The sequence below is a fragment of the Actinomadura atramentaria DSM 43919 genome (assembly GCF_000381885.1).
GTDB classification, from domain to species: Bacteria; Actinomycetota; Actinomycetes; order Streptosporangiales; family Streptosporangiaceae; genus Spirillospora; species Spirillospora atramentaria.
Window position 1 is genome coordinate 350,025 of sequence record NZ_KB907209.1, and the last position, 22,734, is coordinate 372,758.

General features: G+C 74.0%; 20 protein-coding genes. 11 read left to right on the forward strand and 9 right to left on the reverse strand.

Features of this window, described 5'->3' with window-relative positions; genetic code table 11:
- Window positions 1-206 precede the first annotated feature (206 nt).
- Window positions 207-812: a 30S ribosomal protein S4 gene (gene rpsD, locus G339_RS0105575; RefSeq protein WP_019630094.1), complete on the reverse strand. Its 606-nt coding sequence runs from the start codon at window positions 810-812 to the stop codon at window positions 207-209.
- A gap of 64 nt (window positions 813-876) precedes the next feature.
- Between rpsD and G339_RS0105580 the strand changes: the two genes are divergently transcribed.
- The gene (locus tag G339_RS0105580) at window positions 877-1,653 is read left to right on the forward strand and encodes a DUF2470 domain-containing protein (RefSeq protein WP_019630095.1); all 777 of its coding nucleotides are present in this window, start codon (window positions 877-879) and stop codon (window positions 1,651-1,653) included.
- Window positions 1,654-1,857: 204 nt separating this feature from the next.
- On the opposite strand, the gene G339_RS0105585 is transcribed toward G339_RS0105580, so the two are convergent.
- Both G339_RS0105585 and G339_RS0105590 read right to left on the reverse strand, forming a co-directional pair.
- Entirely contained in the window at window positions 1,858-3,009 is a 1,152-nt protein-coding gene (locus tag G339_RS0105585; RefSeq protein WP_019630096.1) for a DUF5925 domain-containing protein, read from the reverse strand.
- Between the two features lie 52 nt (window positions 3,010-3,061).
- Window positions 3,062-3,865 (reverse strand): lysophospholipid acyltransferase family protein, encoded by an 804-nt coding sequence (locus G339_RS0105590; protein WP_019630097.1) that lies wholly within the window; start codon window positions 3,863-3,865, stop codon window positions 3,062-3,064.
- Window positions 3,866-4,027: 162 nt separating this feature from the next.
- On the opposite strand from G339_RS0105590, the gene G339_RS0105595 reads away from it, so the two are divergent.
- Together G339_RS0105595 and G339_RS0105600 are read left to right on the forward strand one after the other, a co-directional pair.
- Window positions 4,028-4,900, forward strand: coding sequence for a hypothetical protein (locus tag G339_RS0105595; protein WP_019630098.1), 873 nt, complete (start codon window positions 4,028-4,030; stop codon window positions 4,898-4,900).
- A gap of 15 nt (window positions 4,901-4,915) precedes the next feature.
- Window positions 4,916-5,878 carry a helix-turn-helix transcriptional regulator gene (locus tag G339_RS0105600; RefSeq protein WP_019630099.1) on the forward strand — a complete coding sequence of 321 codons (963 nt, stop codon included), beginning with the start codon at window positions 4,916-4,918 and terminating at the stop codon, window positions 5,876-5,878.
- On the opposite strand, the gene G339_RS0105605 is transcribed toward G339_RS0105600, so the two are convergent.
- The gene (locus tag G339_RS0105605) at window positions 5,875-6,549 is read right to left on the reverse strand and encodes a uracil-DNA glycosylase (protein WP_026341165.1); all 675 of its coding nucleotides are present in this window, start codon (window positions 6,547-6,549) and stop codon (window positions 5,875-5,877) included. The two genes, G339_RS0105600 and G339_RS0105605, sit on opposite strands and share 4 nt — an antisense overlap.
- 255 nt (window positions 6,550-6,804) lie before the next feature.
- Here G339_RS0105605 and G339_RS0105610 point away from each other — a divergent pair, with 255 nt between their 5' ends.
- Entirely contained in the window at window positions 6,805-8,298 is a 1,494-nt protein-coding gene (locus tag G339_RS0105610) for a WS/DGAT/MGAT family O-acyltransferase (protein ID WP_019630101.1), read from the forward strand.
- Here G339_RS0105610 and G339_RS36455 read toward each other — a convergent pair.
- On the reverse strand, window positions 8,267-9,427 hold the full coding sequence (locus tag G339_RS36455; RefSeq protein ID WP_019630102.1) for a hypothetical protein: 1,161 nt from the start codon (window positions 9,425-9,427) through the stop codon (window positions 8,267-8,269). The two genes, G339_RS0105610 and G339_RS36455, sit on opposite strands and share 32 nt — an antisense overlap.
- Before the next feature lie 32 nt (window positions 9,428-9,459).
- Between G339_RS36455 and G339_RS32690 the strand changes: the two genes are divergently transcribed.
- Window positions 9,460-10,755 carry an MFS transporter gene (locus tag G339_RS32690; protein WP_033322328.1) on the forward strand — a complete coding sequence of 432 codons (1,296 nt, stop codon included), beginning with the start codon at window positions 9,460-9,462 and terminating at the stop codon, window positions 10,753-10,755.
- A 9-nt stretch (window positions 10,756-10,764) separates the two neighbouring features.
- On the opposite strand, the gene G339_RS0105625 is transcribed toward G339_RS32690, so the two are convergent.
- Together G339_RS0105625 and lpdA are read right to left on the reverse strand one after the other, a co-directional pair.
- Entirely contained in the window at window positions 10,765-11,559 is a 795-nt protein-coding gene (locus G339_RS0105625) for a tyrosine-protein phosphatase (protein WP_019630104.1), read from the reverse strand.
- Window positions 11,560-11,657: 98 nt separating this feature from the next.
- Window positions 11,658-13,061, reverse strand: a complete 1,404-nt coding sequence (gene lpdA / locus G339_RS0105630; RefSeq protein WP_026341166.1) for a dihydrolipoyl dehydrogenase — start codon at window positions 13,059-13,061, stop codon at window positions 11,658-11,660.
- A gap of 294 nt (window positions 13,062-13,355) precedes the next feature.
- On the opposite strand from lpdA, the gene G339_RS0105635 reads away from it, so the two are divergent.
- From G339_RS0105635 to G339_RS0105655, 5 genes are all read left to right on the forward strand, one after another.
- On the forward strand, window positions 13,356-13,817 hold the full coding sequence (locus G339_RS0105635; protein WP_019630106.1) for a hypothetical protein: 462 nt from the start codon (window positions 13,356-13,358) through the stop codon (window positions 13,815-13,817).
- Window positions 13,818-13,898: 81 nt separating this feature from the next.
- Entirely contained in the window at window positions 13,899-15,251 is a 1,353-nt protein-coding gene (locus G339_RS0105640) for an MFS transporter (RefSeq protein ID WP_019630107.1), read from the forward strand.
- A gap of 251 nt (window positions 15,252-15,502) precedes the next feature.
- A complete protein-coding gene (locus G339_RS0105645) occupies window positions 15,503-16,882 on the forward strand; it encodes a family 2B encapsulin nanocompartment shell protein (RefSeq protein WP_019630108.1) in 1,380 nt (459 codons plus the stop codon).
- An 89-nt stretch (window positions 16,883-16,971) separates the two neighbouring features.
- Window positions 16,972-18,342, forward strand: a complete 1,371-nt coding sequence (locus G339_RS0105650) for a family 2B encapsulin nanocompartment shell protein (RefSeq protein WP_019630109.1) — start codon at window positions 16,972-16,974, stop codon at window positions 18,340-18,342.
- An 11-nt stretch (window positions 18,343-18,353) separates the two neighbouring features.
- Window positions 18,354-19,388, forward strand: a complete 1,035-nt coding sequence (locus G339_RS0105655; protein WP_019630110.1) for a family 2 encapsulin nanocompartment cargo protein polyprenyl transferase — start codon at window positions 18,354-18,356, stop codon at window positions 19,386-19,388.
- A 443-nt stretch (window positions 19,389-19,831) separates the two neighbouring features.
- Here the strand turns inward: G339_RS0105655 and G339_RS0105660 are convergent, their stop codons facing one another.
- The gene (locus G339_RS0105660; protein WP_019630111.1) at window positions 19,832-20,218 is read right to left on the reverse strand and encodes a hypothetical protein; all 387 of its coding nucleotides are present in this window, start codon (window positions 20,216-20,218) and stop codon (window positions 19,832-19,834) included.
- Window positions 20,219-20,841: 623 nt separating this feature from the next.
- The gene (locus tag G339_RS39320; RefSeq protein WP_019630112.1) at window positions 20,842-20,982 is read right to left on the reverse strand and encodes a hypothetical protein; all 141 of its coding nucleotides are present in this window, start codon (window positions 20,980-20,982) and stop codon (window positions 20,842-20,844) included.
- Window positions 20,983-21,518: 536 nt separating this feature from the next.
- Here G339_RS39320 and G339_RS0105670 point away from each other — a divergent pair.
- The gene (locus tag G339_RS0105670) at window positions 21,519-22,733 is read left to right on the forward strand and encodes a cytochrome P450 (RefSeq protein WP_019630113.1); all 1,215 of its coding nucleotides are present in this window, start codon (window positions 21,519-21,521) and stop codon (window positions 22,731-22,733) included.
- The last annotated feature ends 1 nt before the right edge of the window (window position 22,734 follow it).

The following is a 22,734-nucleotide window of genomic DNA, read 5'->3' on the forward strand; positions in this document are numbered from 1 at the left end:
GCGGCCGTGCGAGTGCGCGGAGCCCCGCATCGCCGTCGAAGAAGGGCTCCCGGGTTCGTGCGCGTGTGTCGTTGGGGCGAGGGGTGGCGCGGCGGCTTGGTCGCCCGTTGAAAAGGAGCTCTCCCGGGCGCGGAGGCGGCGGCCGGGAGAGCGGTGGCGGGGCTGTCGGGTGTTCTCGGGTCCGGTTCAGGAGTCCTCGGGTTCCGTCAGCGGGAGTAGTGCTCGACCACGAGCTGCTCGTCGCAGACGATCGGGATCTCGCGGCGCTCGGGGAGGCGGACGAACTGGGCGGCCAGGGCCTCGGCGCGCATGTCGAGGTAGGGCGGGACGTTCTCGGCGTGGACGCCGGTCGCGGCGATCTGGAACGGCTCCATCGTCCGGCTGCGCTCGGCGACCGTGATGACGTCGCCGGGGCGCAGGCGGTAGGACGGGCGGTCCACGCGACGGCCGTTGACCAGGATGTGGCGGTGGACGACGAACTGCCGCGCCTGGTAGATCGTCCGGGCGAAGCCCGCGCGCAGGACGAGCGCGTCCAGCCGGCGCTCCAGGTCCACCAGCAGCGTCTCGCCCGTCTTGCCCCCCGCCTTGGCGGCCTTCGCGAACGCGTTCGCGAGCTGCGCCTCGCGGATGTTGTACTGCGCGCGCAGCCGCTGCTTCTCGCGCAGCCGCAGCTTGTAGTCCGACTCCTGCTTGCGCGCGCGGCCGTGGACGCCCGGCGGGTACGGGCGCGCCTCGAAGTACTTCACGCTCTTGGGCGTCAGCGGAATGCCGAGCGCCCGCGACAGGCGGACCTTGGGGCGGGGGTTGTTCATGGGCGTCCTTCGGTGGTTAGGTAATCCTTACTTAGGTAAGCCTAACCTAGCAAGGAGGAGCCCGGTGGGCCAGCAGCGGACCGTGAACGGACCGGCCCCGGCCGAACGCGCGCGCACCCTCGCCTACGGCGTCGCCGGCGGCGTCCTCGTCACCCCGGGCGTGCCCTACGCGCCGGTGCCCGCGCACATCACCGGCGAGCAGGGCGAGCCGCTGCTGCTCCTGCCCGTCGCCGCCGCGCTCGTCGGCCGCGAGGACCTGCCCGCGACGCTGCGGATCTCCGACGTCGCGCCCGTCCCGTTCGCCGACCGCGTGCGCGGCCGCGCGTGGCTGCACGGCTGGATCACCGAGGTCCCGCCGGAGAGGCGGCGCGCCGCAGCGCTGCGCATCGCACGCCTCCACCCGCGTCCCGAACTGCTCGACCTCGCCCGTCGCGAGGGCACCGCCGAGCCCGAGTGGGTGATCCTCGCGCTGGAGCCCGCGCAGATCGAGATCGACGACCCGTGGGGGAGCGCGACGCTCGAACCCGAGGAGTACGCCGCGGCCTGCCCCGACCCGTTCGTCGCGATCGAGGCGGGCGTCCTCGGCCACCTCGACGCCTGCCACCGCGCCGAACTGGCCCGGCTGCTGCCGGACCTCGGCGACCCGGCGCCCGTCGTCCGCCCGCTCGGCCTCGACCGGCACGGCATGTGGCTGCGCTGCACCGTCCCCGCCCCGGACGGCCCGGACCCGCTCGACCTCCGCGCGCCCTTCGCCGAACCGGCCCACGACCTCCCGGCCCTCCGCCGCGCCTACCGCGCCCTGTTCGAACGCGTCTGCGACGGCCCCCGAACACGCGGCTGAGACCCGCCCGTCGGCTCGCCCGGCCGGCCGCTCGCCCGGTCGCTCGCGGACGTCCGGCCGCGGGTCAGAGCGACCCGTCCGGCCGCTCGCCCAACGGCTCGCGTCCGTGCGGGCGCGCGTGGGCGCGCATCCCGTGCGAGCGCGGCGGTACCCGGCGGGCGCACTCCCGCGCGGGTGCGCACCGGGTGCGCGGTTCCCGGGCGGTTACAGGTAGAACCCGGTCGCCGGTTTCTCGGCGGGCTCCTGGCGGGTGCTCTGCTCGCCCTTGCGGAGGGCCGCGAGTTCGGCGAGGGTCGCGCCCTCCGGGCCGATGTCGGCCTCGGCGGCGGCGCCGTCCAGCCAGGCGACGGACTCGGCGCGGGTGAGCGGCCCCACCTCGATCTGCGCGAGGCAGCGGCCGGGGCGGACGACGGCCGGGTGCAGCCGCGCCAGGTCCTCGTTCGTGGTGATCGCGACGAGGACGTCGCGGCCCTGCCCGAGCATCCCGTCGGTGAGGTTCAGCAGCCGGGACAGCCCCTGCCCGGTGGACTGCTTGGCCTCGCCGCGGATCAGCTCGTCGCAGTCCTCCAGGATGAGCAGCCGCCAGCGGCGCTCCTCGTCGTCGTCCTCGCCGACGGCGACCTCCATCAGGTAGCTGGGCGTGCCGAACAGGGACTCGGGGTCCAGGACGCAGTCGGCCTGGCACCACGACCCCCACGCGCGGGCGAGGGCGCGCAGCGCGGTGGTCTTGCCGGTGCCGGGCGGGCCGTGCAGGAGCAGCAGGCGGCCCGCGACGTCCTCGCGGCGCAGCGCCATGACGTCGTCGAGCGCGGCGGCGACCGGCGCGGTGTAGTTGCGCCGGATGTCGGCCCACGAGTCGGACGAGATCGCGCGCTCGGTGCGGACGGGCCCGTGCGAGCCCATGTGCCAGAACCCCATCTCGACGTTGGTCTCGTCGGTCTTGGGCGGGTCGCTGGCGTCGCGGACGGACTCCGCGAGGATCGCCTCGGCCAGCTCCTCGCTGCGCGCCGACACCGCGACGTGCGCGCTGCCGTGCTTCCAGCGGCTGGCGATCAGCGTCCAGCCGTCGCCCTCGGCGAGGACCGTCTCGCGGTCGCGGTCGCGGGCCGAGCGCAGCAGCCGCCCGGCGGCGGGCCGCAGCGGCGCCTCGGCGCGGACGTGCTCCAGCCGGGCGGACCGCGACCACGGCTGGTCGCCGGACGCGAAGGGGCGCATCGACAGCATCCCCATGACGTCGGCGGGCGAGCAGGTGTCGTCGACGCTGAGGATCACCGGCAGCGTGAGGTCGGCGCCGGACGCCGTCGCGACCTCCGGCGCTTCCACCAAGTGCAGGATCTCCCGTGGGCGTTCGGTCATGGGTTCGATGATCGAGGCGGGACGAATGCGGCGTCCACCGGTTTATCCCCGCTCAGGCGGCGTCACCCTCGCGCCGCTCGGGCTCGGCGGCGGCCGCGCGGGCGGCGCGGCGGGCGGCGCGCTCCTCGGCCTCGCGCCGGTCCATCTCGGCGGCCTCCTCCGGCGTCGGGGCGGTGCCGCCGAGGTAGGCGGGCTGCCACCAGCGGTCGTCGCCGGTCGGGACCTCGGGGTACTCGCGCTGCGCCTTCTCCAGCAGCGCCGACATGCGGCGGTGCAGCTCCTCGGTGACGGCGGCGTAGTCGTCGCCGCGCTGCGGGTGCATCGGCTCGCCGATGAGGATCGTCACCGGCACGTTGCGCTGCAGCAGGCGGCGCTTGCGGCCCTTGGTCCACATGCGCTGCGGACCCCAGATCGCGATGGGGACGAGCGGGACCTTGCCCGCGACGGCCATCCGGACCGCGCCGCTCTTGATGTCCTTGACCGTGAACGACTGGGAGATCGTGGCCTCGGCGAAGACGCCGACGATCTCGCCCTCCTTCAGCGCGGTGAGCGCGGCCTTGTACGACGCCGCCCCGGCCTCGCGGTCGACGGGGATGTGATGCATCCCGCGCATGAGCGGCCCGGCGATCCGGTTGTCGAAGATCTCCTTCTTCGCCATGAACCGGGCGAGCCGCCCGGCGGGGTGGACGGCGAGGCCCGCGAAGATGAAGTCCAGGTAGCTGACGTGGTTGCTCACCAGCACCGCGCCGCCGGTCGCCGGGACGTGCTCGGTCCCCTCCAGGCGGAACTTCAGGTTCAGCGCCTTGAACAGGGCGAGCGCGGTCTTGATCACCGGCGGGTACACGATTTCGGACATGGAAGCACCGTACTTGAGCCGTGGCCCCGGGGCGACAAGGGTGGCGGGATCGGCAGCGTCGCCGGGGCCGACGGCGATACGGTCGGCCGGAGGGGTGCCGCGGCGGCCCCGAACTTTGAGAGGCTTGACCCGTGGCCCGGTGTCCGGGACGGGGAGGAGGCGATGGACGTGGAACCGTTGGACGCGGCGGCGGACGTACACGCGCTCGTCCGCGACCTGCTGCCGGTGATCGCCCCGTCGGGCTGGCTGGACGGCGGCACGTCCGAGGTGGTGCTGCCCGTCGGCCGGTCCGAGGCGCGCGCGACCACCTGGACGCTGCTGGAGCGCTGCGCCGAGGCGGAGCCGGCGCGCTGGCCGCGCCTGGTGGACCAGTGGATCCGCGAGATCGCGGACCGCGCGTTCCTGGCGGTCGGCGAGATGGAGCTGTTCGGCGACGTCCGGGAGCTGCTGCGGCTGCGCATCGTCCCCAAGCTCGCGCCGCGCGACCGCGAGGGCCTGGTCGTCGTCCCGGCGGGCGACCACTTCGACGCGATGGTGATGATCGAGCACCCGCGCTACGGCGGGCCGCTGACGCGGGCGCGCGCGGGCCTGCTGGGCCTGCGGCGGCTCGGGTACGTGATGACGAACACGCATGACCGGGAGCTGGCGGACGTCCAGGTCCGCGACCAGCCGCTGCTGCCGGGCCGGGACGTGCGGGTCGTGACCAAGCCGGGCAGCCGTTACGTGTCGGCGCTGCTGAGCGAGGTCGACCAGTTCCTCCCGCCGCCGAACGAGCACGGCGCGCTGGTGGGCGTCCCGTGCCACAGCACGCTGCTGCTGTACCCGATCACCTCGACGGCGGTGCGGACGGTGCTGCCGGTGTTCGCCGAGGTCGTCGCGGAGATGCACGCCGCCGCCGACGACCCGTGCGCGCCGGGCGTCTACTGGAGCCACGGCGAGCGGCGGCTGACGCCGCTGGGCCGCGAGCCGGAGCGCCCGCGCGACGGGGAGTTCGCCGCGCTGCTGCGCCGCCTGCCGGAGGACCCCGGCGCCTGACGCCGGGGCGGGACCGTGGCCGACACCGCCGAGCGGACGCTCCGGCTGCTCTCGCTGCTGCAGTCCGGGCGGCGGTGGCCCGCCGCGGACCTGGCCGCCGCGCTCGGCACGAGCCCCCGGTCGCTGCGCCGCGACCTGGACCGGCTGCGCGGCCTCGGCTACCGGGTGGAGAGCCTGCGCGGGCCGGGCGGGCACTACCGGCTGGCGCCGGGCGGCGCGCTGCCGCCGCTGGTGTTCGAGGACGACGAGGCGGTCGCGCTGGCCGTCGCGCTGCGCGTCGCGGCGGCCGGGCTGACGGGGCTGGACGTCCGCGACGACGCGCCGCGCCGGGCGCTGCGCAAGCTGGAGGGCGTGCTGCCCGCCCGGCTGGCGCGGCGCGTGGCGGCGACGGCGGCGGCCGTGGAGCCCGCCGGGCGGGCGCGGCCGGGCGTCGCACCGGACGTCGTCGCCGCGCTGGGCGAGGCGGTCGCGGCGCGGCGGCGGACGCGGCTCGTCCACCGGGGGCGGAGCGGGGAGGCCGTCGAGCGGGACGTGGACCCGTACCGGCTCGTCGTCCTGCGGGACCGCTGGTACCTGTTCGCGTGGGATCTGGACCGGCGCGACTGGCGGGCGTTCCGGCTGGACCGGGTCGCGTCCGTCGCGCCGGTCGGGGTGCCGTTCACGCCGCGGCCGCTTCCGGCGGACGACCTCGCGGCGCATCTGGCCGAGCGCTTCGCCGAGCGCGCGCCGCGCCACCGGGTGCGGGTGCTGTTCGCGGCGTCCGCACGGGAGGTGGCGCGGACGACGGTCCGGCTCGACGGCGCGCTGCGGCCCGTCTCGGCGGAGACGGCGCGCTACGAGGCCGCCGTGGACTCGTTCGAGTGGGCGGCGACGGCGCTGGCGCTGACCGGGCTGCCGTTCACCGTCGAGGGGCCGCCGGAGTTCGCCGCGTACGTCGCGGCGCTCGGCGAGCGGCTGCGCGCGGCCGCGCCGGGCTAGGGCAGCTTCCAGTCGACGGGCGACGCGCCCTGGCGTTCGAGCAGCGCGTTGGCGCGGCTGAACGGCCGCGAGCCGAAGAACCCCCGGTCGGCGGCCATCGGGCTCGGGTGCGCGGACTCGATCACCGGGACGTTGCCGAGCAGCGGCTTGAGGTTGCGCGCGTCCCGTCCCCACAGGATCGCCACCAGCGGCCGGTTCCGCGCGGCGAGCGCGCGGATGGCCTGCTCCGTGACCTCTTCCCAGCCCTTGCCGCGGTGGGAATTGGGTTTGCGCGGCATGACGGTGAGAGAGCGGTTGAGCAGGAGGACGCCCTGATGCGTCCAGGGCGTGAGATCACCGTTGGACGGCGTGGGAAGGCCGAGGTCGGTGCTGTATTCGCGAAAAATGTTCACGAGACTGGCGGGGACGGGCCGGACGTCGGGGGCGACCGAGAAACTCAGCCCGACCGGATGGCCCGGCGTCGGATACGGGTCCTGCCCGACGATCAGCACGCGGACCTCGCCGAACGGCTGCTGGAACGCACGCAGGATGTCCGGTCCGGCGGGGAGGTAGCGGCGGCCCGCGGCGACCTCGGCGCGCAGGAAGTCGCCCATCGCGGCGATCCGTCCGGCCACCGGGGCGAGGGCGTCGGCCCAGCCCGCTTCCATGATCTCCGGGAGGGGTCGTGTCATGGTCCGCCATCGTAATGGCGCACGCCACATCGCGAACGGGAATGTCCGGCCCGTCCCCGAACGTTCTTGATCATGTACGCGCCACCGCGCGAGTTGCACCTTCCCCCCACGGGCCCACCGCTCCGGATTCTTCGATGAACGGGATGAAACGTCCCGTTAAGTCGTCGTTACACCTTGACTGGGGGCATTGACCTACCGTCGGGTAATTTGTACTTCCTTGAGGGGTGGCCCACAGCCGATGAGACGGGACTACCGATGAGTCAGCTCACCAGCCAGCTCAGCTCCGTGGACACGGTCTTCCTCAACGCGGAGACGGGCACGACCCAAGCCCACATCGCCGGACTCGCCGTGATCGACCCCGCCGCGTGCCCCGGCGGACGGCTCACCCCCGAGGCCGCGGCCGACCTGATCGCGACCCGCGCGCACCTGGCCCCGCGCCCGCTGCGCCGCCGGCTCGCCCGCGTCCCCCTCGGGCTCGACCGGCCCTACTGGGAGGACGACCCCGACTTCGACCCCGCCCGGCACATCACCGAGATCACCCTGCCCGCGCCCGGCGACGACGACCAGCTCGCGCGCGCCGTCGCGCGGCTGCACGAGCGCCCGCTCGACCGCTCCCGCCCGCTGTGGGAGATGGTCATCGTCCAGGGCCTCGCGGCGGGCCGCGCCGCCGTCTACGTCAAGGTCCACCACGCCGCGATCGACGGCGTCATGGCCGCCGAGACGCTGGCCGCGCTGCTCGACCTCGCGCCCGAGCCGCGCGCCGTGCCCGCCGTCGCGGACGCGGCCCCGCAGCGCGCGCCGCGCCGCCGGGCGATGGTCGGCTCCGGGCTCGCGCGGATCGCCGCGCACCCCGTCGCGTCCGCGGCCGCGGTGGCGCGGTCCGTGCCGCGCCTGGACGACGTGCCGGGCGTCGGCGCGCTGCCCGGCGTCGCGCGCGTCGCCCGGCTCGCGCGCGGCGCGCTCGCCCTCGGCACCGGCTTCGGCACGGGCTCCGGCGCGGGCGCGCCGGAGGCCGAGCCCGCGACCGCGCCGCCGACGCCGTTCAACCGGCCGATCGGGCCGTCCCGCGCCGTCGCGTTCGGCGAACTGCCGCTGGACGAGGTCAAGCGGGTCGGGCGCGCGCTCGGCGGCAGCGTCAACGACGTCGTCATGGCGCTGTGCGCGGCCGCGCTGCGCACCTGGCTCGACAAGCGCGGGGAGCTGCCGGACGAGCCGCTCGTCGCGGGCGTCCCGATCTCGCTGCGGCTCACCGACCGCGCCGGGGACGGCACCGACTCCGGCAACCAGGTGTCGATCCTGTCCACGCCGCTCGCCACGCACGTCGCGGACCCGGCCGAGCGGTTCGCCGCCGTCCGCGCCGACCTCGACCGGATGAAGGGGCGGTTCGCCGTCGCGGGCAACTGGGTCCGCGACGTCGCCGGGCTCGTCCCCGCGCCGTTCGCCCGCTCCGCGACGCGCCTCGCGCTGCGCGCCGCGCCGCTGACCGGGCTGCGGCCGCTCAACCTCATCGTGTCGAACGTGCCGGGGCCGCAGTTCCCGCTGTACCTGTGCGGGGCGCGGGTCCTGGCGTACTACCCGGTCTCGGTCGTCACGGACGTGTCCGGCGGGCTGAACATCACCGTGTTCTCCTACGACGGGACGATCGACGTCGGGATCGTGAGCTGCCGCGACCTCGTGCCCGACCCGTCCGAGCTGGTGGACCACCTGCACGACGCGCTCAACGAGCTGAAGGACCTCGCCCGGGACTGAGCGAGTGCCGGTGCCGCCGCGCCAGGGCCAGCGCGGCGGTGCCGGCGGGCTGCATCGGGGCCGGGGTCGGCGCGTCCAGGGCGGCGCGGGTAACCGTTCCCTCGGCGTTCTCCGCGACGAGGCCGTCCAGGAAGTCCTCGGGGACGAGCGCGACGGTCAGCAGGTCCGTCGCGAACGTCAGCGGGTCCACGCCGAGGCCGACGACGAAGACCGGCACGTCCCAGCCCGTCGCGGCCGTGCCCTCGGGCGCGCCGAACAGCTCCTCGGCGAACTCGCGCGCGATCGTCTCGCGCGGCGTGGGGGACTGGAACATCCCGACCGGCACGACCTGGTGCAGCCCGCCCGCGTGCGCGACCTTCGCCGGATCGCGCCAGTGCAGCGGATACACGCCGGACGGCGTCAACGCGACCGTCGTGATCGCCAACAACGCGGCCCGCCGCCCGAGATCCCGAGGATCTCCGACCCGCCCCCGCAACGGCAACGACCCCGCACCCCTGAACACGCGCGCGTCGGACGCGCCCCCGGACGAGTGCGCGGCGGTTCCGCCCGCGCCCGGACCGCCCGCGGACGCGCGTGCGGCGGTTCCGCCCGCGTTCGGGTCATCCGCGCCGGTCCGGCGCGCGGACGCGCGGCACGCCGCGCGTCCGCGCGCGCTCCGCTCGTCTGCGCGCTGCTCACGCGCGGCGAGCTCGTGGGCGGCCTGCTCGTGGGCGGCGAGTTCGTGGGCGGCGAGTTCGCCGACGTTCAGGGCGTCGAAGTAGCGGCCGGGGCCGAAGCGCAGGACCGGGTCGGTGTCGAGGCGGGCGGCGAGGAGGCGGTGGGCCGGGCGGTTCTCCAGGACGCGCGGCGGCGCGAGGGCGGCGAGCGCGTCGGCGTAGGTGCGGAACCCCGGCGGGAGGCCGTCCGGCGGGTCCGCGACGAGCGGCGGCGGGGGTGATTCCGCCCACTCCAGCCGAACGGCCTCCAGCGGCACCGGGACGTCCGGCAGCCACTCCGGCCGGGTCAGCAGCGCGGTGCCGGGGACGCGCGGCAGCCCCGGATACAGGCGGTCCGCCGCCTCGCCGAGCGCGGCCCGGTCCGTCCCGAGGCGCGCGCGGACCGCCCGCCAGCGCTCCGCAGCCGTGTCCATTCGCCGGAGAACTCCCTTTATCGTGGGGATACGTGAGCAGGAACAGTGAGCGGGCCCCCGCCGCCGCGTGGGCCGTGTGGTCGGTCGGCGTCCTCGCCTACATTCTCGCCATCCTGCACCGCAGCTCGTTCGGGGTGGCGGGCCTCGACGCCGAGCACCGCTTCCACGCGTCCGCCGGAATCCTCGCGAGCTTCGCCGTCCTCCAGCTCCTCGTCTACGCCGCGCTCCAGATCCCCGTCGGGCTGCTGCTGGATCGGCTCGGCCCGCGCCGCATGGTCGCCGGGGGAGCGCTCGTCATGGCCGCCGGGCAGGCGCTGATGGCCGTCGCGCCGAGCGTCGGGGCCGCCGTCGCCGCGCGCGTGCTGGTCGGCGCGGGCGACGCGATGACGTTCATCAGCGTGCTCAGCCTCGTCACCGGCTGGTTCCCCGCCCGGCAGGTGCCGGTCGTCACCCAGCTCACCGGGCTGCTCGGCCAGCTCGGGCAGGTGCTGAGCGCGGTGCCGCTCGTCGCGCTGCTGCACGGGCCGGGCTGGTCCAGCGCGTTCGGGTCGGTCGCGGCGCTCGGCGTCCTGGCCGCCGTCCTCGCGTTCGCCGTCGTGCGCGACGCGCCCGGAACGCCTGCCGCGCGCCCGGCGGCGTCCCCCGGGCGGATCGCCCGCGACCTCGCCGACGCCTGGCGGCACCCCGGCACCCGCCTCGGCCTGTGGACGCACTTCGTCACGCAGTTCTCCTCCAACACGTTCGCGCTGATGTGGGGCTACCCGTACCTCGTCTCCGGCCAGGGCATGCGGCCCGGCGCGGCCAGCACGCTGCTGACCGTGTTCGTGCTGGCCAACGTCGTGTCGGGGCCGGTGGTCGGCCGCCTGGTCGCGCGGTACCCGCTGCGCCGCTCCTGGCTCGTGCTCGGCATCGTCGGCGTCACCGCCGCCGCGTGGGCGACCGTCCTCGCCGTCCCGCCGCCCGCCCCGGCGTGGCTGCTCGTCGTCCTGGTGCTGTGCGTGGCGCTCGGCGGTCCGGGCGCGATGATCGGCTTCGACTACGCGCGGACGTTCAACCCGCCCGCGCGGCAGGGCGCGGCGACCGGCATCGTCAACATCGGCGGGTTCGCCGCCGCGCTCGTCGCGATCCTGCTCATCGGCGTCGTGCTGGACGCGCTGTCGCCCGGCGGGGACTTCACGCCGCACGCGTTCCGCGTCGCGTGGGGCGTGCAGGCGGTGCTGTGGGGGATCGGCGTCGCGGGCGTCCTGCGCACGCGCGCGCTGACGCGCCGCCGCAAGATCGCCGAGGGCGACCCGGAGTACCTGGTCTTCGCGCGGTCGGCCGCCTGAGCGCGGCGGTCAGCCGGTCAGCGCCGCGCGGACGGCGGCCAGCAGCGCCTCGTCCGCCCCGAGCCCGTCCGCCAGGAACCCGGCGAACGACCCGTAGCGGGCGTCGGCCTCGGCGAACGCCGCCTCCAGGTACGCGGGGCGCTGCTCCAGCAGCGGCAGCAGCAGCTCGGGCTCCTTCATCTGCCCGGTGTCGCGCAGGAACGCCAGCAGCTTCGCGCGGCCCCGCTGGTGGTAGTGGTTCGACCGCAGGTAGTCCGCCATGATCGTCTCGCGCGGGACGCCGAGGATCGTCAGCACGATCGCCGCCATCCAGCCCGTCCGGTCCTTCCCGGCGGTGCAGTGGAACAGCAGCGGCAGCCGCCCCGCGTCCGCGACGAGCCGCAGCGCCTCGGCGAACGAGGCGCGCTCGTCGTCCACCGCGACGAAGTTCCGGTTCGCGGCCAGCATGAACCGCTCGGTCCGGTCGCCGCCGAACGTCGCGCGCTGCCGCTCCGGATCGCCCTCGGCGACGATGTCGTAGAACGCCTTGAGGTCGCCGCCGCCCACCGGCAGGTGGACGTGCTCCGCGCCCGGCGGCAGCCGGTCCGCCCCGTTGGTCTCGATCTCGTTCGCGGTCCGGAAGTCCACGACGGTGCGCAGCGGCGCGAGCCGCTCGGCGTCGGCGTCGGTCAGGCCGTTCAGCGCGTCGCCGCGCAGCAGCCGGCCGGGAGCCGTCGCGCCGCCCGGGAAGCGGATTCCGCCGAGGTCGCGGACGTTGGCGGCGCGGTCGAGCCGCAGATGGCCGTGGTCGTCGTCGGGGCGCATGGGGCCATCGTCGCGGATGGGGTGATCTGTCCGCGAACCGGGGTCCGAGTCCGGATCTGTCGAAGGCGGCGCGGCCGGTGCCGCGCCGCCTCGCGGCACTACAGGTTGATCATGTGCCCGGCCAGGCCGTGGACGGCCTCCTTCACGGCCTCGCCCAGCGACGGGTGCGCGTGGACGTTCCGCGCCACCTCGTTGACCGTCAGGTCCCACTGCTGCGCGAGCGTCAGCTCCGGCAGCAGCTCGGTGACCTCCGGCCCGATCAGGTGCGCGCCCAGCAGTTCGCCGTACTTGGCGTCGCTGATCAGCTTCACGAAGCCGTCGCCCTCGCCCAGGCCCAGCGCCTTGCCGTTCGCGCTGAACGGGAACTTGGCGACCTTCACGTCGTAGCCCTGCTCGCGCGCCTGCGCCTCGGTCCACCCGAAGCTCGCGACCTGCGGCTGGCAGTACGTCGCGCGCGGGATCATCACGTACTCCAGCGCCATCGTCTCGGCGCCCGCGATGGACTCGGCGGCGACGATGCCCATCGACTCGGCCGCGTGCGCCAGCATCAGCTTGGCGGTGACGTCGCCGATCGCGAAGATGTGCGGCACCGAGGTGCGGCAGTACGCGTCGACGTCGATCGCGCCCCGGTCGGTGAGGCGGACGCCGGTCTTGTCCAGGCCGTAGCCGTCGACGTTCGGCGCGAACCCGATCGCCTGGAGGACCTTGTCGGCCTCCAGGACCTGCTGCGCGCCGTCCTTCCCGGTGACGGTGACCTTGACCTTCGCGCCCGAGTCGTCGATCTGGTCGACGCGGGTGGAGGTGAGGATTTCGACGCCGAGCTTGCGGTACCGACGCGACAGCTCCTTGGACACGTCCGCGTCCTCGTTGGGGAGCACCCGGTCGGCGAACTCGACGATCGTGACCTTCACGCCGTAGTTGTGCAGCACGTACGCGAACTCGACGCCGATGGCGCCCGCGCCCGCGATGACGATGCTCTCCGGCAGCTCGGCGCTGAGGATCTGCTCCTCGTAGGTGACCACGCGCTCCGACAGCGACGTGCCCGGGAGCAGCCGGGTGTGCGCGCCGGCCGCGATGATGCAGTTGTCGAAGGTGACGGTGTCGGACGAACCGTCCTTGCGGTCCACCTGAAGGGTGTGGGCGTCGGTGAACGCGCCACGGCCGTCGAAGGTCGTGATCTTGTTCTTCTTCATCAGGAACTGGACGCCCTTGACGAGCTTCTCCGACACCTGGCGGCTGCGCTTGTGGGCGGCCCCGTAGTCGAAGGACACGGTGCCCTCGACGTTGATGCCGTACTTCTCCGTCTCCGTGGTGAAGATGTGGGCCAGCTCGGCGTTGCGGAGCAGCGCCTTCGAGGGGATGCAGCCGATGTTGAGGCAGACCCCGCCCCAGAACCGCTCCTCGATGATCGCCGTCCGGAGCCCGAGCTGTGCCGACCGGATCGCGGCGACATACCCGCCCGGGCCCGAACCGAGGACCACGACGTCAAAGTGATTGCTCATATCCGTCAACGATATTCGGCCCCGACCTCCGTCGCATCTCGATCGAGGTCACGCGGCCCGCGGGCGGCCGGTCCCGCCCGTGCTGTTAGGGTTTCGTAATCCCCTCCCGCGGCCGACGACGGCGCGCGGTGCGGCGGGCCGGACGCGGGCGATGGTGACGCGTGCCTCGGTCCCGCCCGGAACACATCCCCGGGTCCGTGTCGTTCATGCTCCGTCGGCCCTTCGGCCGCCCGCCCGAAGGCGACGACGACCACGGACCCCCCGCGGGCCGGCGAACGTGGAGGAGAGCGACGCGTGAGGATTCCCAAGCCCGTCAACGCCGCCCTGGACTGGGTCGACGCGCACCGGCCGCCGCTCGGCGTCGCGACCGCGCTGATCCTCGCGGCGTGCGCGGTCCTGGCGGCGCCGCACGCGGTGGGCATCCCGGTGGCGGCGTTCCTGGTCGGGCTGGCCCTCGGCGGCCTGGCGATCCACGTCCGGCTGACCAAGCGGGTGCGCCGCGCCCGTACCGAGATCGACGAGCTGCTGCGGCAGAACGGCCGCCTGCGGCACCGCAACACGATCCTCAGCAGCGGCGTGATCAGCCGCGAGGCGCAGGCCACGCAGGCGTTCATCGCCATTCCCGAGGACGACGCGCCGCTGCTCGTCGTCGACGCGGGCCCGCAGAGCACGATGCAGCTTCCCGAAATCCCCGAGGACGTCGTCCCCGAGCCACTTCCGGAGGGCGAGGAGCGGGAGGCTTCCCGCCGGGACTGACCGCGCTCACCCGCCGGGCCTTTCCCCGCACCGTGCGTTATCCCGGCCTTCCGGTGGGGAGAACGTGGCGCGGGAGGACGGATGGGAGACGTGAGGACGGCCCCGGAGCCCGACGTGAGGACGGTCCGCAAGGCCGTGGTGGCGTCGGCGATGGGAAACGCGGTCGAGTGGTTCGACTTCGGCGTGTTCAGCGCCGGGATCGTCACGTCGATCATCGGGACGGTGTTCTTTCCGGCGGGGGACGACGGCAACGCGACGCTGCGGTCGTTCGCGCTGATCGCGGCGGCGTTCGTGGCGCGCCCTTTCGGCGGCCTCTTCTTCGGCCCGCTCGGCGACCGGCTCGGCCGCCGCCGGGTGCTGGCGGTCACGATCATCCTGATGTCCGGGTCGACGTTCCTGATCGGCGTCCTGCCCGGCTACGACACGATCGGGTTCGCCGCGCCGGTGCTGCTGCTGGCCGTCCGGCTGCTCCAGGGCTTCTCCACCGGCGGCGAGTACGGCGGCGCGGCCACGATGATCGCGGAGTACGCGCCGACGAACCGGCGCGGATTCTTCGGCAGTTTCCTCGAACTCGGCACGCTCAGCGGATACGTCGGCGGGGCCGGGCTGGTGCTGATCGTGAACCTGCTCGCCGGGCACGACGCGATGCACGCGTGGGCGTGGCGCATTCCTTTCTTCGTGGCGCTGCCGCTCGGGCTCGTCGGGTTGTACGTGCGGTCGCGGATCGAGGACACGCCCACGTTCCTGCGCATGGCAGAGAGCGGCAAGAAGGCCAAGGCGCCGCTGCGCGAGACGCTGGCGCGGCACTGGCAGACCATTCTGATGCTGATCGGGATCGTCTTCCTGCTCAACGTCGCTGACTACACGCTGCTGACGTTCATGCCGTCCTATCTGGCGGACTTCCTGCACATCGGGGACGTGACGTCGCAGCTCGTCACGATCGGCGTCGAGCTGGCGATGATCGCGGTGATCACGCCGCTCGGCGCGCTGTCGGACCGCATCGGCCGCAAGCCGCTGCTGGTCACGGCCGCGGTCGGGTTCGTCGTGCTGTCGTGGCCCGCGTTCGCGCTGATGCAGACGGAGCGGGCGTTCGGCGTCGTCATCGGCTACGCGATCATCGGCGGGCTGCTCGTGCTGATGCTCGCGGTCATCGGCGCGACGTTCCCCGCGATGTTCCCGACCAAGGTCCGCTACGGGGCCTTCGCGATCGGCTACAACGTCTCGACGTCGCTGTTCGGCGGGACGGCGGCGGTGCTGGTCGGCTCCCTCATCGACGCGACCGGCAGCAACTCGGTGCCCGCCTACTACCTGATGCTCGCCGGACTCGTCGCGCTCGTGCCGCTCTGGCGGCTGCCCGAAACGGCCCGGGTTCCGATCGACGAGGCGGGCACGCCGGACGCGCCGGAGTCCGAGGGCCTGGTCGCGCGGCACTGAACCCGCCTCGGTTTATCCGCCCATCGACGTATTCGTGCCGATTTCTCGTGGGGCTGCTGGGCATCGTGTGACTCGCGGGGTGACACAAGCGCTACAGAAGGTAAGAAAACCCTTCCGTTGTGATCGTGTCACCACCGTGGGTAGTGTGCCCGGTGGCGCAGCGGAGCGACCCGGTCACGGGCCGCGCCCGCCGACCTTCCCGAGCACGACCCCCCTGTCAGCCCGACCACGAATCGGTGGTGTGTGGAACCGTGACCGAACCGCAGCTCAGCCTCAGCACATCGGCGGCCCGCAACCTCGCGACGACGACCAAGACCGTCCCGCAGATGCAGGGCATCTCCTCCCGGTGGCTGATCAAGCTCCTGCCGTGGGTGCGCGCGGCGGGCGGCGCCTACCGCGTGAACCGGCGGCTCAGCTACACCGTGGGGGACGGCCGGATCACCTTCGTGCAGTCCGGCGCGGACGTCCGGGTCGTCCCCCTCGAACTCGGGGAGCTGCCGCCGCTGCGCGGCTTCGCCGACGAGCCCGTCCTGGCCGCCCTCGCCGACCACTGCACCCAGCGCGAGTACGGGCCCGGCGAGGTCGTCGCCGAGCGCGGGCGGCCCGCCGACGAGGTCCACCTCGTCGCGCACGGCAAGCTCGCGCGCGTCGCCGCGGGCGAGTACGGCGACGAGGTGGACCTCGGCGTCCTGGCCGACGGCTCCTTCTTCGGCGACCGCGCCCTGCTCGACGACGACGCCGTCTGGGACGTCAGCGTCCGCACACTCACCGCCTGCACGATCCTCACGCTCAGCCGCGCCCGGTTCCGGGAGGCGCTGGACTCCTCCGCCGAGCTGCGCGAGCACGTCGCCGCCTACGTCGAGTCGCCCGAGCGGGCCGCCGACGACAGCGGCGAGGCCGCCATCGCGCTGTCCTCCGGGCACGCGGGCGAGGTCGACCTGCCCGGCACGTTCGTGGACTACGAGCCGAGCCCGCGCGAGTACGAGCTGAGCGTCGCGCAGACCGTCCTGCGCGTCCACAGCCGCGTCGCGGACCTCTACAACGAGCCGATGAACCAGACCGAGCAGCAGCTCCGGCTGACGGTCGAGGCGCTGCGCGAGCGGCAGGAGGCCGAACTCGTCAACAACCGCGACTTCGGACTGCTGTACAACGCCGACTACGCCCAGCGCGTCCACACCCGGTCCGGGCCGCCCACCCCCGACGACATGGACGAGCTGCTGACGCTCGTCTGGAAGGACCCGGCGTTCTTCCTCGCGCACCCCAAGGCCATCGCCGCGTTCGGCCGCGAGTGCAGCGCGCGCGGCGTCTACCCCGACGCGGTCGACGTCGGCGGGCACAAGGTCCCCGGCTGGCGCGGCGTCCCGATCTTCCCGTGCAACAAGATCCCGATCAGCGACACCCGCACCAGCTCGATCATGCTGATGCGCACCGGCGAGGAGTCGCAGGGCGTCGTCGGCCTCCACCAGACCGGCATCCCGGACGAGCTGGAGCCGGGCCTGTCGGTGCGGTTCATGGGGATCGACGAGAAGGCGATCCTGTCGTACCTGGTCAGCGTGTACTACTCGGCGGCCGTCCTGGTTCCGGACGCGCTCGCGGTGCTGGAGAGCGTGGAGGTCGCGCGCGGCGCGTGACGACGTCCTGACCCCCCGTCCCCCGACCACGTCCGGGGGCGTGGCCGCCCCACGCCCCCGGCCGCGTCCGCATCGGAAGGCCGCGATCCATGACCGACCACCAGCTCTCCCTGTCCACGGCCGCCGCGCGCAACCTGGCGACCACCACCAAGACCCGCCCGCAGATGCAGGGCATCACGCCGCGCTGGCTGCTGCGGCTGCTGCCGTGGGTCGAGGCGCACGGCGGCGCGTACCGCGTCAACCGGCGGCTGGCCTACCGGCTCGGCGACGGGCTGCTCACGTTCGTCAACACCGGCGCGGCCGTGCGGGTCGTCCCGGCCGAGCTCACCGAGCTGCCGCCGCTCCGCGACCTGGAGGACCCCGAGCTCCTCGCCGCGCTCGCGGACCGGTTCGTCCAGCGCGAGTACGCGCCCGGCGACGTCGTCGCGGAGGCGGGGCGGCCGGTGGACGAGGTCGTCCTCATCGCGCACGGCAAGGTCGGGCGCGCCGGGTCGGGCGCGTACGGCGCCGAGACCGACCTCGGCGTCCTGGCCGACGGGCGGTTCCTCGGCGAGTCGGTACTGCTCGGGCTCGACGGCGCCTGGACGTACACGGTCCGCGCGCTCACCCCGACGACCGTCCTGACCCTGTCGCGGACGGCGCTCGCGGAGCTGACCGGCCGCCACCCGGCGCTGCGCGCCCACCTGGAGACCGTCCGCGACCGGCCCGAACCGCCGGCCAACCGGCAGGGCGAGGCCGCGATCGACCTGGCGTCCGGGCACAGCGGCGAGTACGGCCTGCCCGGCACGTTCGTGGACTACGAGCCGAGCCCGCGCGAGTACGAGCTGACCGTCGCGCAGACGCGGCTGCGGATTCACACCCGTGTCGCGGACCTCTACAACGAGCCGATGAACCAGACCGAGCAGCAGCTCAGGCTGACGATCGAGGCCCTCCGCGAACGCCAGGAGGACGACATGATCAACAACCGGGACTTCGGGCTGCTCCACAACGCCGACCTGCGGCAGCGTATCTCCACCCGCACCGGCCCGCCCACCCCCGACGACCTCGACGAACTGCTGTCGCGGCGGCGCGGGTCGCGGTTCTTCCTCGCCCACCCGAAGGCCATCGCCGCGTTCGGCCGCGAATGCACGCGGCGCGGCGTCTACCCCGAGCCCGCCGTCCACGACGGGCGGCGGTTCCAGGCGTGGCGCGGCGTCCCGATCTTCCCCTGCGACAAGATCCCGGTCAGCGCGGGCGGGACCAGCTCGATCCTGGTGCTGCGCACCGGCGAGGACGAGCAGGGCGTCGTCGGGCTGCACCGCACCGGCGTCCCCGACGAGCTGGAGCCCGGCCTGTCGGTGCGGTTCATGGGCGTGGACGACAAGGCGATCCTGTCGTACCTCGTCAGCGCGTACTACTCGGCGGCCGTCCTGGTTCCCGACGCGCTGGGCGTCCTGGAGAACGTCGAGATCGCCCGCTAGAGGAGGAAGCCATGTCCGCCGCCCGGGAGACGACGCGGGGCCGTCCGGCCGCCGAGATCCTGCGCTGGAGCCGCGCCCTGCTCGACCCGGCGCTGCGCGCCGCCGTCGGCGAGCTGTCCGGGGAGATGCGCGGCATCGCCGAGTACCACTTCGGCTGGCGCGACGCCGCGGGCGGCCCCGCCGACGCGCCCGCCGGGAAGGCGGTCCGGCCCGCGCTGGCGTTCCTCGCGGCGGAGGCGGTCGGGGGCGGGGCCGCCGACGCGGTGCCCGCCGCCGTCGCCATCGAGCTCGCGCACAACTTCTCCCTCCTGCACGACGACGTGATGGACGGCGACACCGAGCGCCGCCACCGCGCCACGGCGTGGTCCCTGTTCGGCGCGACCCCGGCCGTGCTGGCCGGGGACGCGCTGCTGGCCTGCGCGGTCGAGGGGCTGGCCGCCGACACCGTCGGCGGCCCCGCCGTCCGGACCTTCGGCCGCGCGGTCCGCGAACTGGTCGAGGGGCAGAGCGCCGACATCTCCTTCGAGCGGCGCGCGGACGTGACGCTCGCCGAGTGCGAGGCGATGGCGGCCAAGAAGACGGGCGCGCTGATCGGCGGCGCGTGCGCGCTCGGCGCGATCTTCGGCGGCGGGTCGCCCGCGCGCGTGGCGCGGCTGCGGGGCTTCGGGGAGCGGGTCGGGCTGGCGTTCCAGATCGTCGACGACCTGCTCGGGATCTGGGGGGACGCGGCGGTCACCGGCAAGCCCGTCCACTCCGACCTGGTGAACCGCAAGAAGTCGCTGCCGGTCGTCGCGGCGCTGACCTCCGGCACGTCCGAGGCCGCGGAGCTCGCGGCCCTCTACCACCGCGCCGAACCGCTGGCCGCGCCCGACGCCGCCCGCGCCGCCGACCTGGTCGCCCGCGCGGGCGGCCGCGCCTGGGCGAACGCCCGCGCCGCGGAACTCCGCGCCGAGGCGCTGACGGAACTCGACGCCGCCGCCCCGGCCCCGTCCGTCCGCGACGACCTGGCGGAACTGGCCCGCCTCCTCACCGACCGCGACCACTGATACTTCGTCGGCGCGTTCCGCTCGTTCGTCAGACGGGGCGTCGGCTCAGTGCCACGCGGCGAGGTGGCCGTCGCCGCGGTGCTCGCGCGGCCTTCCGCACGGCCGGAGCCGTCGTCGGCGTCCCAGTTCCACCCGCGCGCCGGGCCGGGGGCGGGTCGCTTCGTTCGATTGTGTGTTCGATTATGCTGGCGGCGTGTCACCGACGTCGCCGCACGACCGCGTTCCCTTCGCGTGCCCGCGCGGGCACGCGATGACGGCCGGCCGCGTGATCGTGAGCTGGTCGCCGTGCGTGTGCGCGCCCTGCGCCGGTCTGGGGCGCGGACGCGCCGGCCACCGCACCTACCTCTGCCTGGCCTGCCAGGACGAGCGAATCGTGACGATGTGCTACCTGCCGTTCCACGTGGGGCTCCCCGCGAAGGCCCAACCCCACGCGGCGGCGGCGCTCAGGAGATCGTCAGATCGCCGTTGACGTCGCGGACCTGGACGAACGCGCCGCCCACGTTCCCGTTCATGACGTTGGAGACGCCGTCGTCGCCGACCCGCGTCTGCGTCTGCGACACCTGGCTCCAGAGCCGGTCGACCGTGCGGTCGAACGCCGGGTCCTCCGCGCGGAGGCGGTGCAGCGCGTGCGCCAGCGCGGCCAGCCGTTCCGGCGACCGCGGTTCCTCGGCGGCGCGCTCCAGCGCCTCCTCGGCCTCGGCGTCCCCGCCGAACCGGCCGCGAACGAGCCGGACGAGCGCGGCCGCGGCGTTGCGGATCGGCTCACCGGCCAACTCGACGGCCTTCCCGGCGGCGGCGGTGGCGATGGCGACGGTCATCGGATCGGTCATCGACTTCCCCCAGAACTAGGTCTCCCACCCAGTCCAACATGCCCACCCCCAGCCGACCAGCGCATCGGCCCAGGAGAACCGTGAACGCTCAAGTGGGTACTTCTCGTGTCCGAGTGATGAACGGGGCTCCGGGGAAGTGGGAAATCCGCCGCTCATTGTGAGAGCCGGGAGGAAACCGTTCGTCGCGGCCGTCGTCGCCTGGGGGCGCCGCGTCGGAGAACGGGTAGGTGGACGCCGCATAATTGCGCACGGCACCACCGGACATGCCCCGGGATCAGTGAGTCCAGGTAATCGCCGCCAAAGCACGACGATCTCCATCGTGCGATCTTCACACCGAATGACAAACCCACCAAACGCGCTGAGGAACACCATGCGGCGCTCGCGGCGCGGGACCGTAGTTGCGACGCACGTCACACTCGGATGCGGCCTGATCCGGTCAGAACGGTCTGGCAAGACTGCGGCGGGCGAGGGCGCGGAGCGGGGTCGCGGCGCGTCCGGGGGTGGTTTCGGACGGCCGTCGGCGCGTCAGGCGCGGGGTGCAGCGGCGGTGCGCGCCGCCGGGCGGCGCGGGGCGCGGGCGGCGGGTCCCCCGGCGGGCCCGGGGGCCGCCGGGGCCGCCGCGCTCACGAGGCCTGCTGCTCGTCCTCGGACGTCGCCGGGACGGTCTCGGCCGACCGCGCCTGCTGCTCGGTGTCCTGCTCCCCGCTCTGCGTGGGCCACGTGGCGAGCCGGGTGCGGCGAGGGTTGGCCAGAGGGGTGCTCATCGTTGTCGCTGTCCTCCTGTCGGGCCGTCGTCGTGGCCGCCCGCGCATCGTCGGCGGGCGGCCGGACGGAGTGGTAGAGGGAGATCTTCCCCGATGACCCTCCCCGCTCGGCAAAATGGTCTAGACCGCACCGCCCGGGCGGGCGGCGGTCCGGCACGGCCGGTTCGGGGAAAGGCGAGGGCGAAGCGTCTCCTCGGGGCGATCCGCGCTGGTCGCCGAAGCGGAACGCGGAAACCCCCCGATAGCGGAATGATACGCCTAAGGGCCGAGCCGCACGAACGCGGCCCACCCGGACGCACTTCCGGAAATGTCGGGAATGGACTGTCCGGCCTTTAAGGAAAAACTCCGGTAATGGCGGGCGGATCGGGCACTACACGCGCCGCTATTACGGTCAGCACGCCAGATTTCGGATGCGCGACATGAGGGACCGTAACCAGCGCCCGGCCGGCGCGCTCTGGACGCCAAGAAACCGCCCTCCTTACGCTCGACCGCAGCGACCCGCCGGAGCCCCGCGACACGAGGGAGTGAGCCCCACTGTGACCACGGCCCGGGAGATCCCCGACCTACTGTCCAACGCTTTCGCGGCCGATCCCTATTCCGCCTACCGGGTCCTGCGGGACGAGGCGCCGCTCGTGTGGCACGAGGGGATGCAGAGCTACGTCGTCTCCCGGTACGAGGACGTCGCCCGCGTCTTCAAGGACCCCGTCTTCACCACCGCGAACTACGACTGGCAGCTCGAACCCGTCCACGGCCGCACGATCCTGCAGCTCAGCGGACGCGAGCACGCCGTCCGCCGGGCCCTGGTCGCGCCCGCGTTCCGGGGCGCGGAACTCCAGGAGAGGTTCCTGCCGGTCATCGAGCGCAACTCGGCGGCGCTCATCGACGGGTTCCGCCGCACGGGCCGCGTCGACCTCGTCGCCGACTACAGCACCCGCTTCCCGATCAACGTCATCGTGGACATGCTGGGCCTCGACCAGGCCGACCACGCGCGCTTCCACCGCTGGTACACCGCGATCGTCGCGTTCCTCGGCAACATCTCCGGCGACCCGGACGTCGTCACGGCGGGGGAGCGCACCCGCCGCGAGTTCACCGAGTACATGCTCCCGATCATCCGCGACCGGCGCGCGAACCCCGGCGACGACCTGCTCTCCACGCTCTGCCGCGCCGAGATCGACGGCACCGCGATGAGCGACGAGGACATCAGGGCGTTCTGCAGCCTGCTGCTCGCCGCGGGCGGCGAGACGACCGACAAGGCCGTCGCGGCGCTGTTCGCGAACCTGCTGCGCCACCCCGACCAGCTCGCCGCCGTCCGCGCCGACCGGTCGCTGATCCCGGCCGCGTTCGCCGAGACGCTGCGCTACACCCCGCCCGTCCACATGATCATGCGGCAGCCCGCCGAGGACGTGGCGCTGAGCGGCGGCGTCGTCCGGGCGGGCCGCACCGTGACCGCGCTGATCGGCGCGGCCAACCGCGACCCCGCCCGCTACGACCGCCCCGACGACTTCGACGTCCACCGCGCCGACCTCACCACCGCGACCGCGTTCTCCGCCGCCGCCGAGCACGTGGCGTTCGCGCTCGGCCGCCACTTCTGCGTCGGCGCGCTGCTCGCCAGGACCGAGGTCGAGGTCGGCGCGAACCAGCTCCTGGACGCGATGCCGGACCCGCGGCTTCCGGACGGCTTCACGCCGGTGGAGAAGGGCGTCTTCACCCGCGGCCCCGCGTCGCTCCCGCTGACGTTCACCCCGGTCTGAC

Excerpts from the sequence above, each read along its gene's own strand:
- rpsD (WP_019630094.1), bottom strand. The coding sequence starts at position 812 with ATGAACAACCCCCGCCCCAAGGTCCGCCTGTCGCGGGCGCTCGGCATT.
- G339_RS0105585 (WP_019630096.1), bottom strand. The coding sequence starts at position 3,009 with ATGACCGAACGCCCACGGGAGATCCTGCACTTGGTGGAAGCGCCGGAG.
- G339_RS0105590 (WP_019630097.1), bottom strand. The coding sequence starts at position 3,865 with ATGTCCGAAATCGTGTACCCGCCGGTGATCAAGACCGCGCTCGCCCTG.
- G339_RS0105595 (WP_019630098.1), top strand. The coding sequence starts at position 4,028 with ATGGACGTGGAACCGTTGGACGCGGCGGCGGACGTACACGCGCTCGTC.
- G339_RS0105605 (WP_026341165.1), bottom strand. The coding sequence starts at position 6,549 with ATGACACGACCCCTCCCGGAGATCATGGAAGCGGGCTGGGCCGACGCC.
- G339_RS0105610 (WP_019630101.1), top strand. The coding sequence starts at position 6,805 with ATGAGTCAGCTCACCAGCCAGCTCAGCTCCGTGGACACGGTCTTCCTC.
- G339_RS36455 (WP_019630102.1), bottom strand. The coding sequence starts at position 9,427 with ATGGACACGGCTGCGGAGCGCTGGCGGGCGGTCCGCGCGCGCCTCGGG.
- G339_RS0105625 (WP_019630104.1), bottom strand. The coding sequence starts at position 11,559 with ATGCGCCCCGACGACGACCACGGCCATCTGCGGCTCGACCGCGCCGCC.
- lpdA (WP_026341166.1), bottom strand. The coding sequence starts at position 13,061 with ATGAGCAATCACTTTGACGTCGTGGTCCTCGGTTCGGGCCCGGGCGGG.
- G339_RS0105640 (WP_019630107.1), top strand. The coding sequence starts at position 13,899 with ATGGGAGACGTGAGGACGGCCCCGGAGCCCGACGTGAGGACGGTCCGC.
- G339_RS0105650 (WP_019630109.1), top strand. The coding sequence starts at position 16,972 with ATGACCGACCACCAGCTCTCCCTGTCCACGGCCGCCGCGCGCAACCTG.
- G339_RS0105655 (WP_019630110.1), top strand. The coding sequence starts at position 18,354 with ATGTCCGCCGCCCGGGAGACGACGCGGGGCCGTCCGGCCGCCGAGATC.
- G339_RS0105660 (WP_019630111.1), bottom strand. The coding sequence starts at position 20,218 with ATGACCGATCCGATGACCGTCGCCATCGCCACCGCCGCCGCCGGGAAG.
- G339_RS39320 (WP_019630112.1), bottom strand. The coding sequence starts at position 20,982 with ATGAGCACCCCTCTGGCCAACCCTCGCCGCACCCGGCTCGCCACGTGG.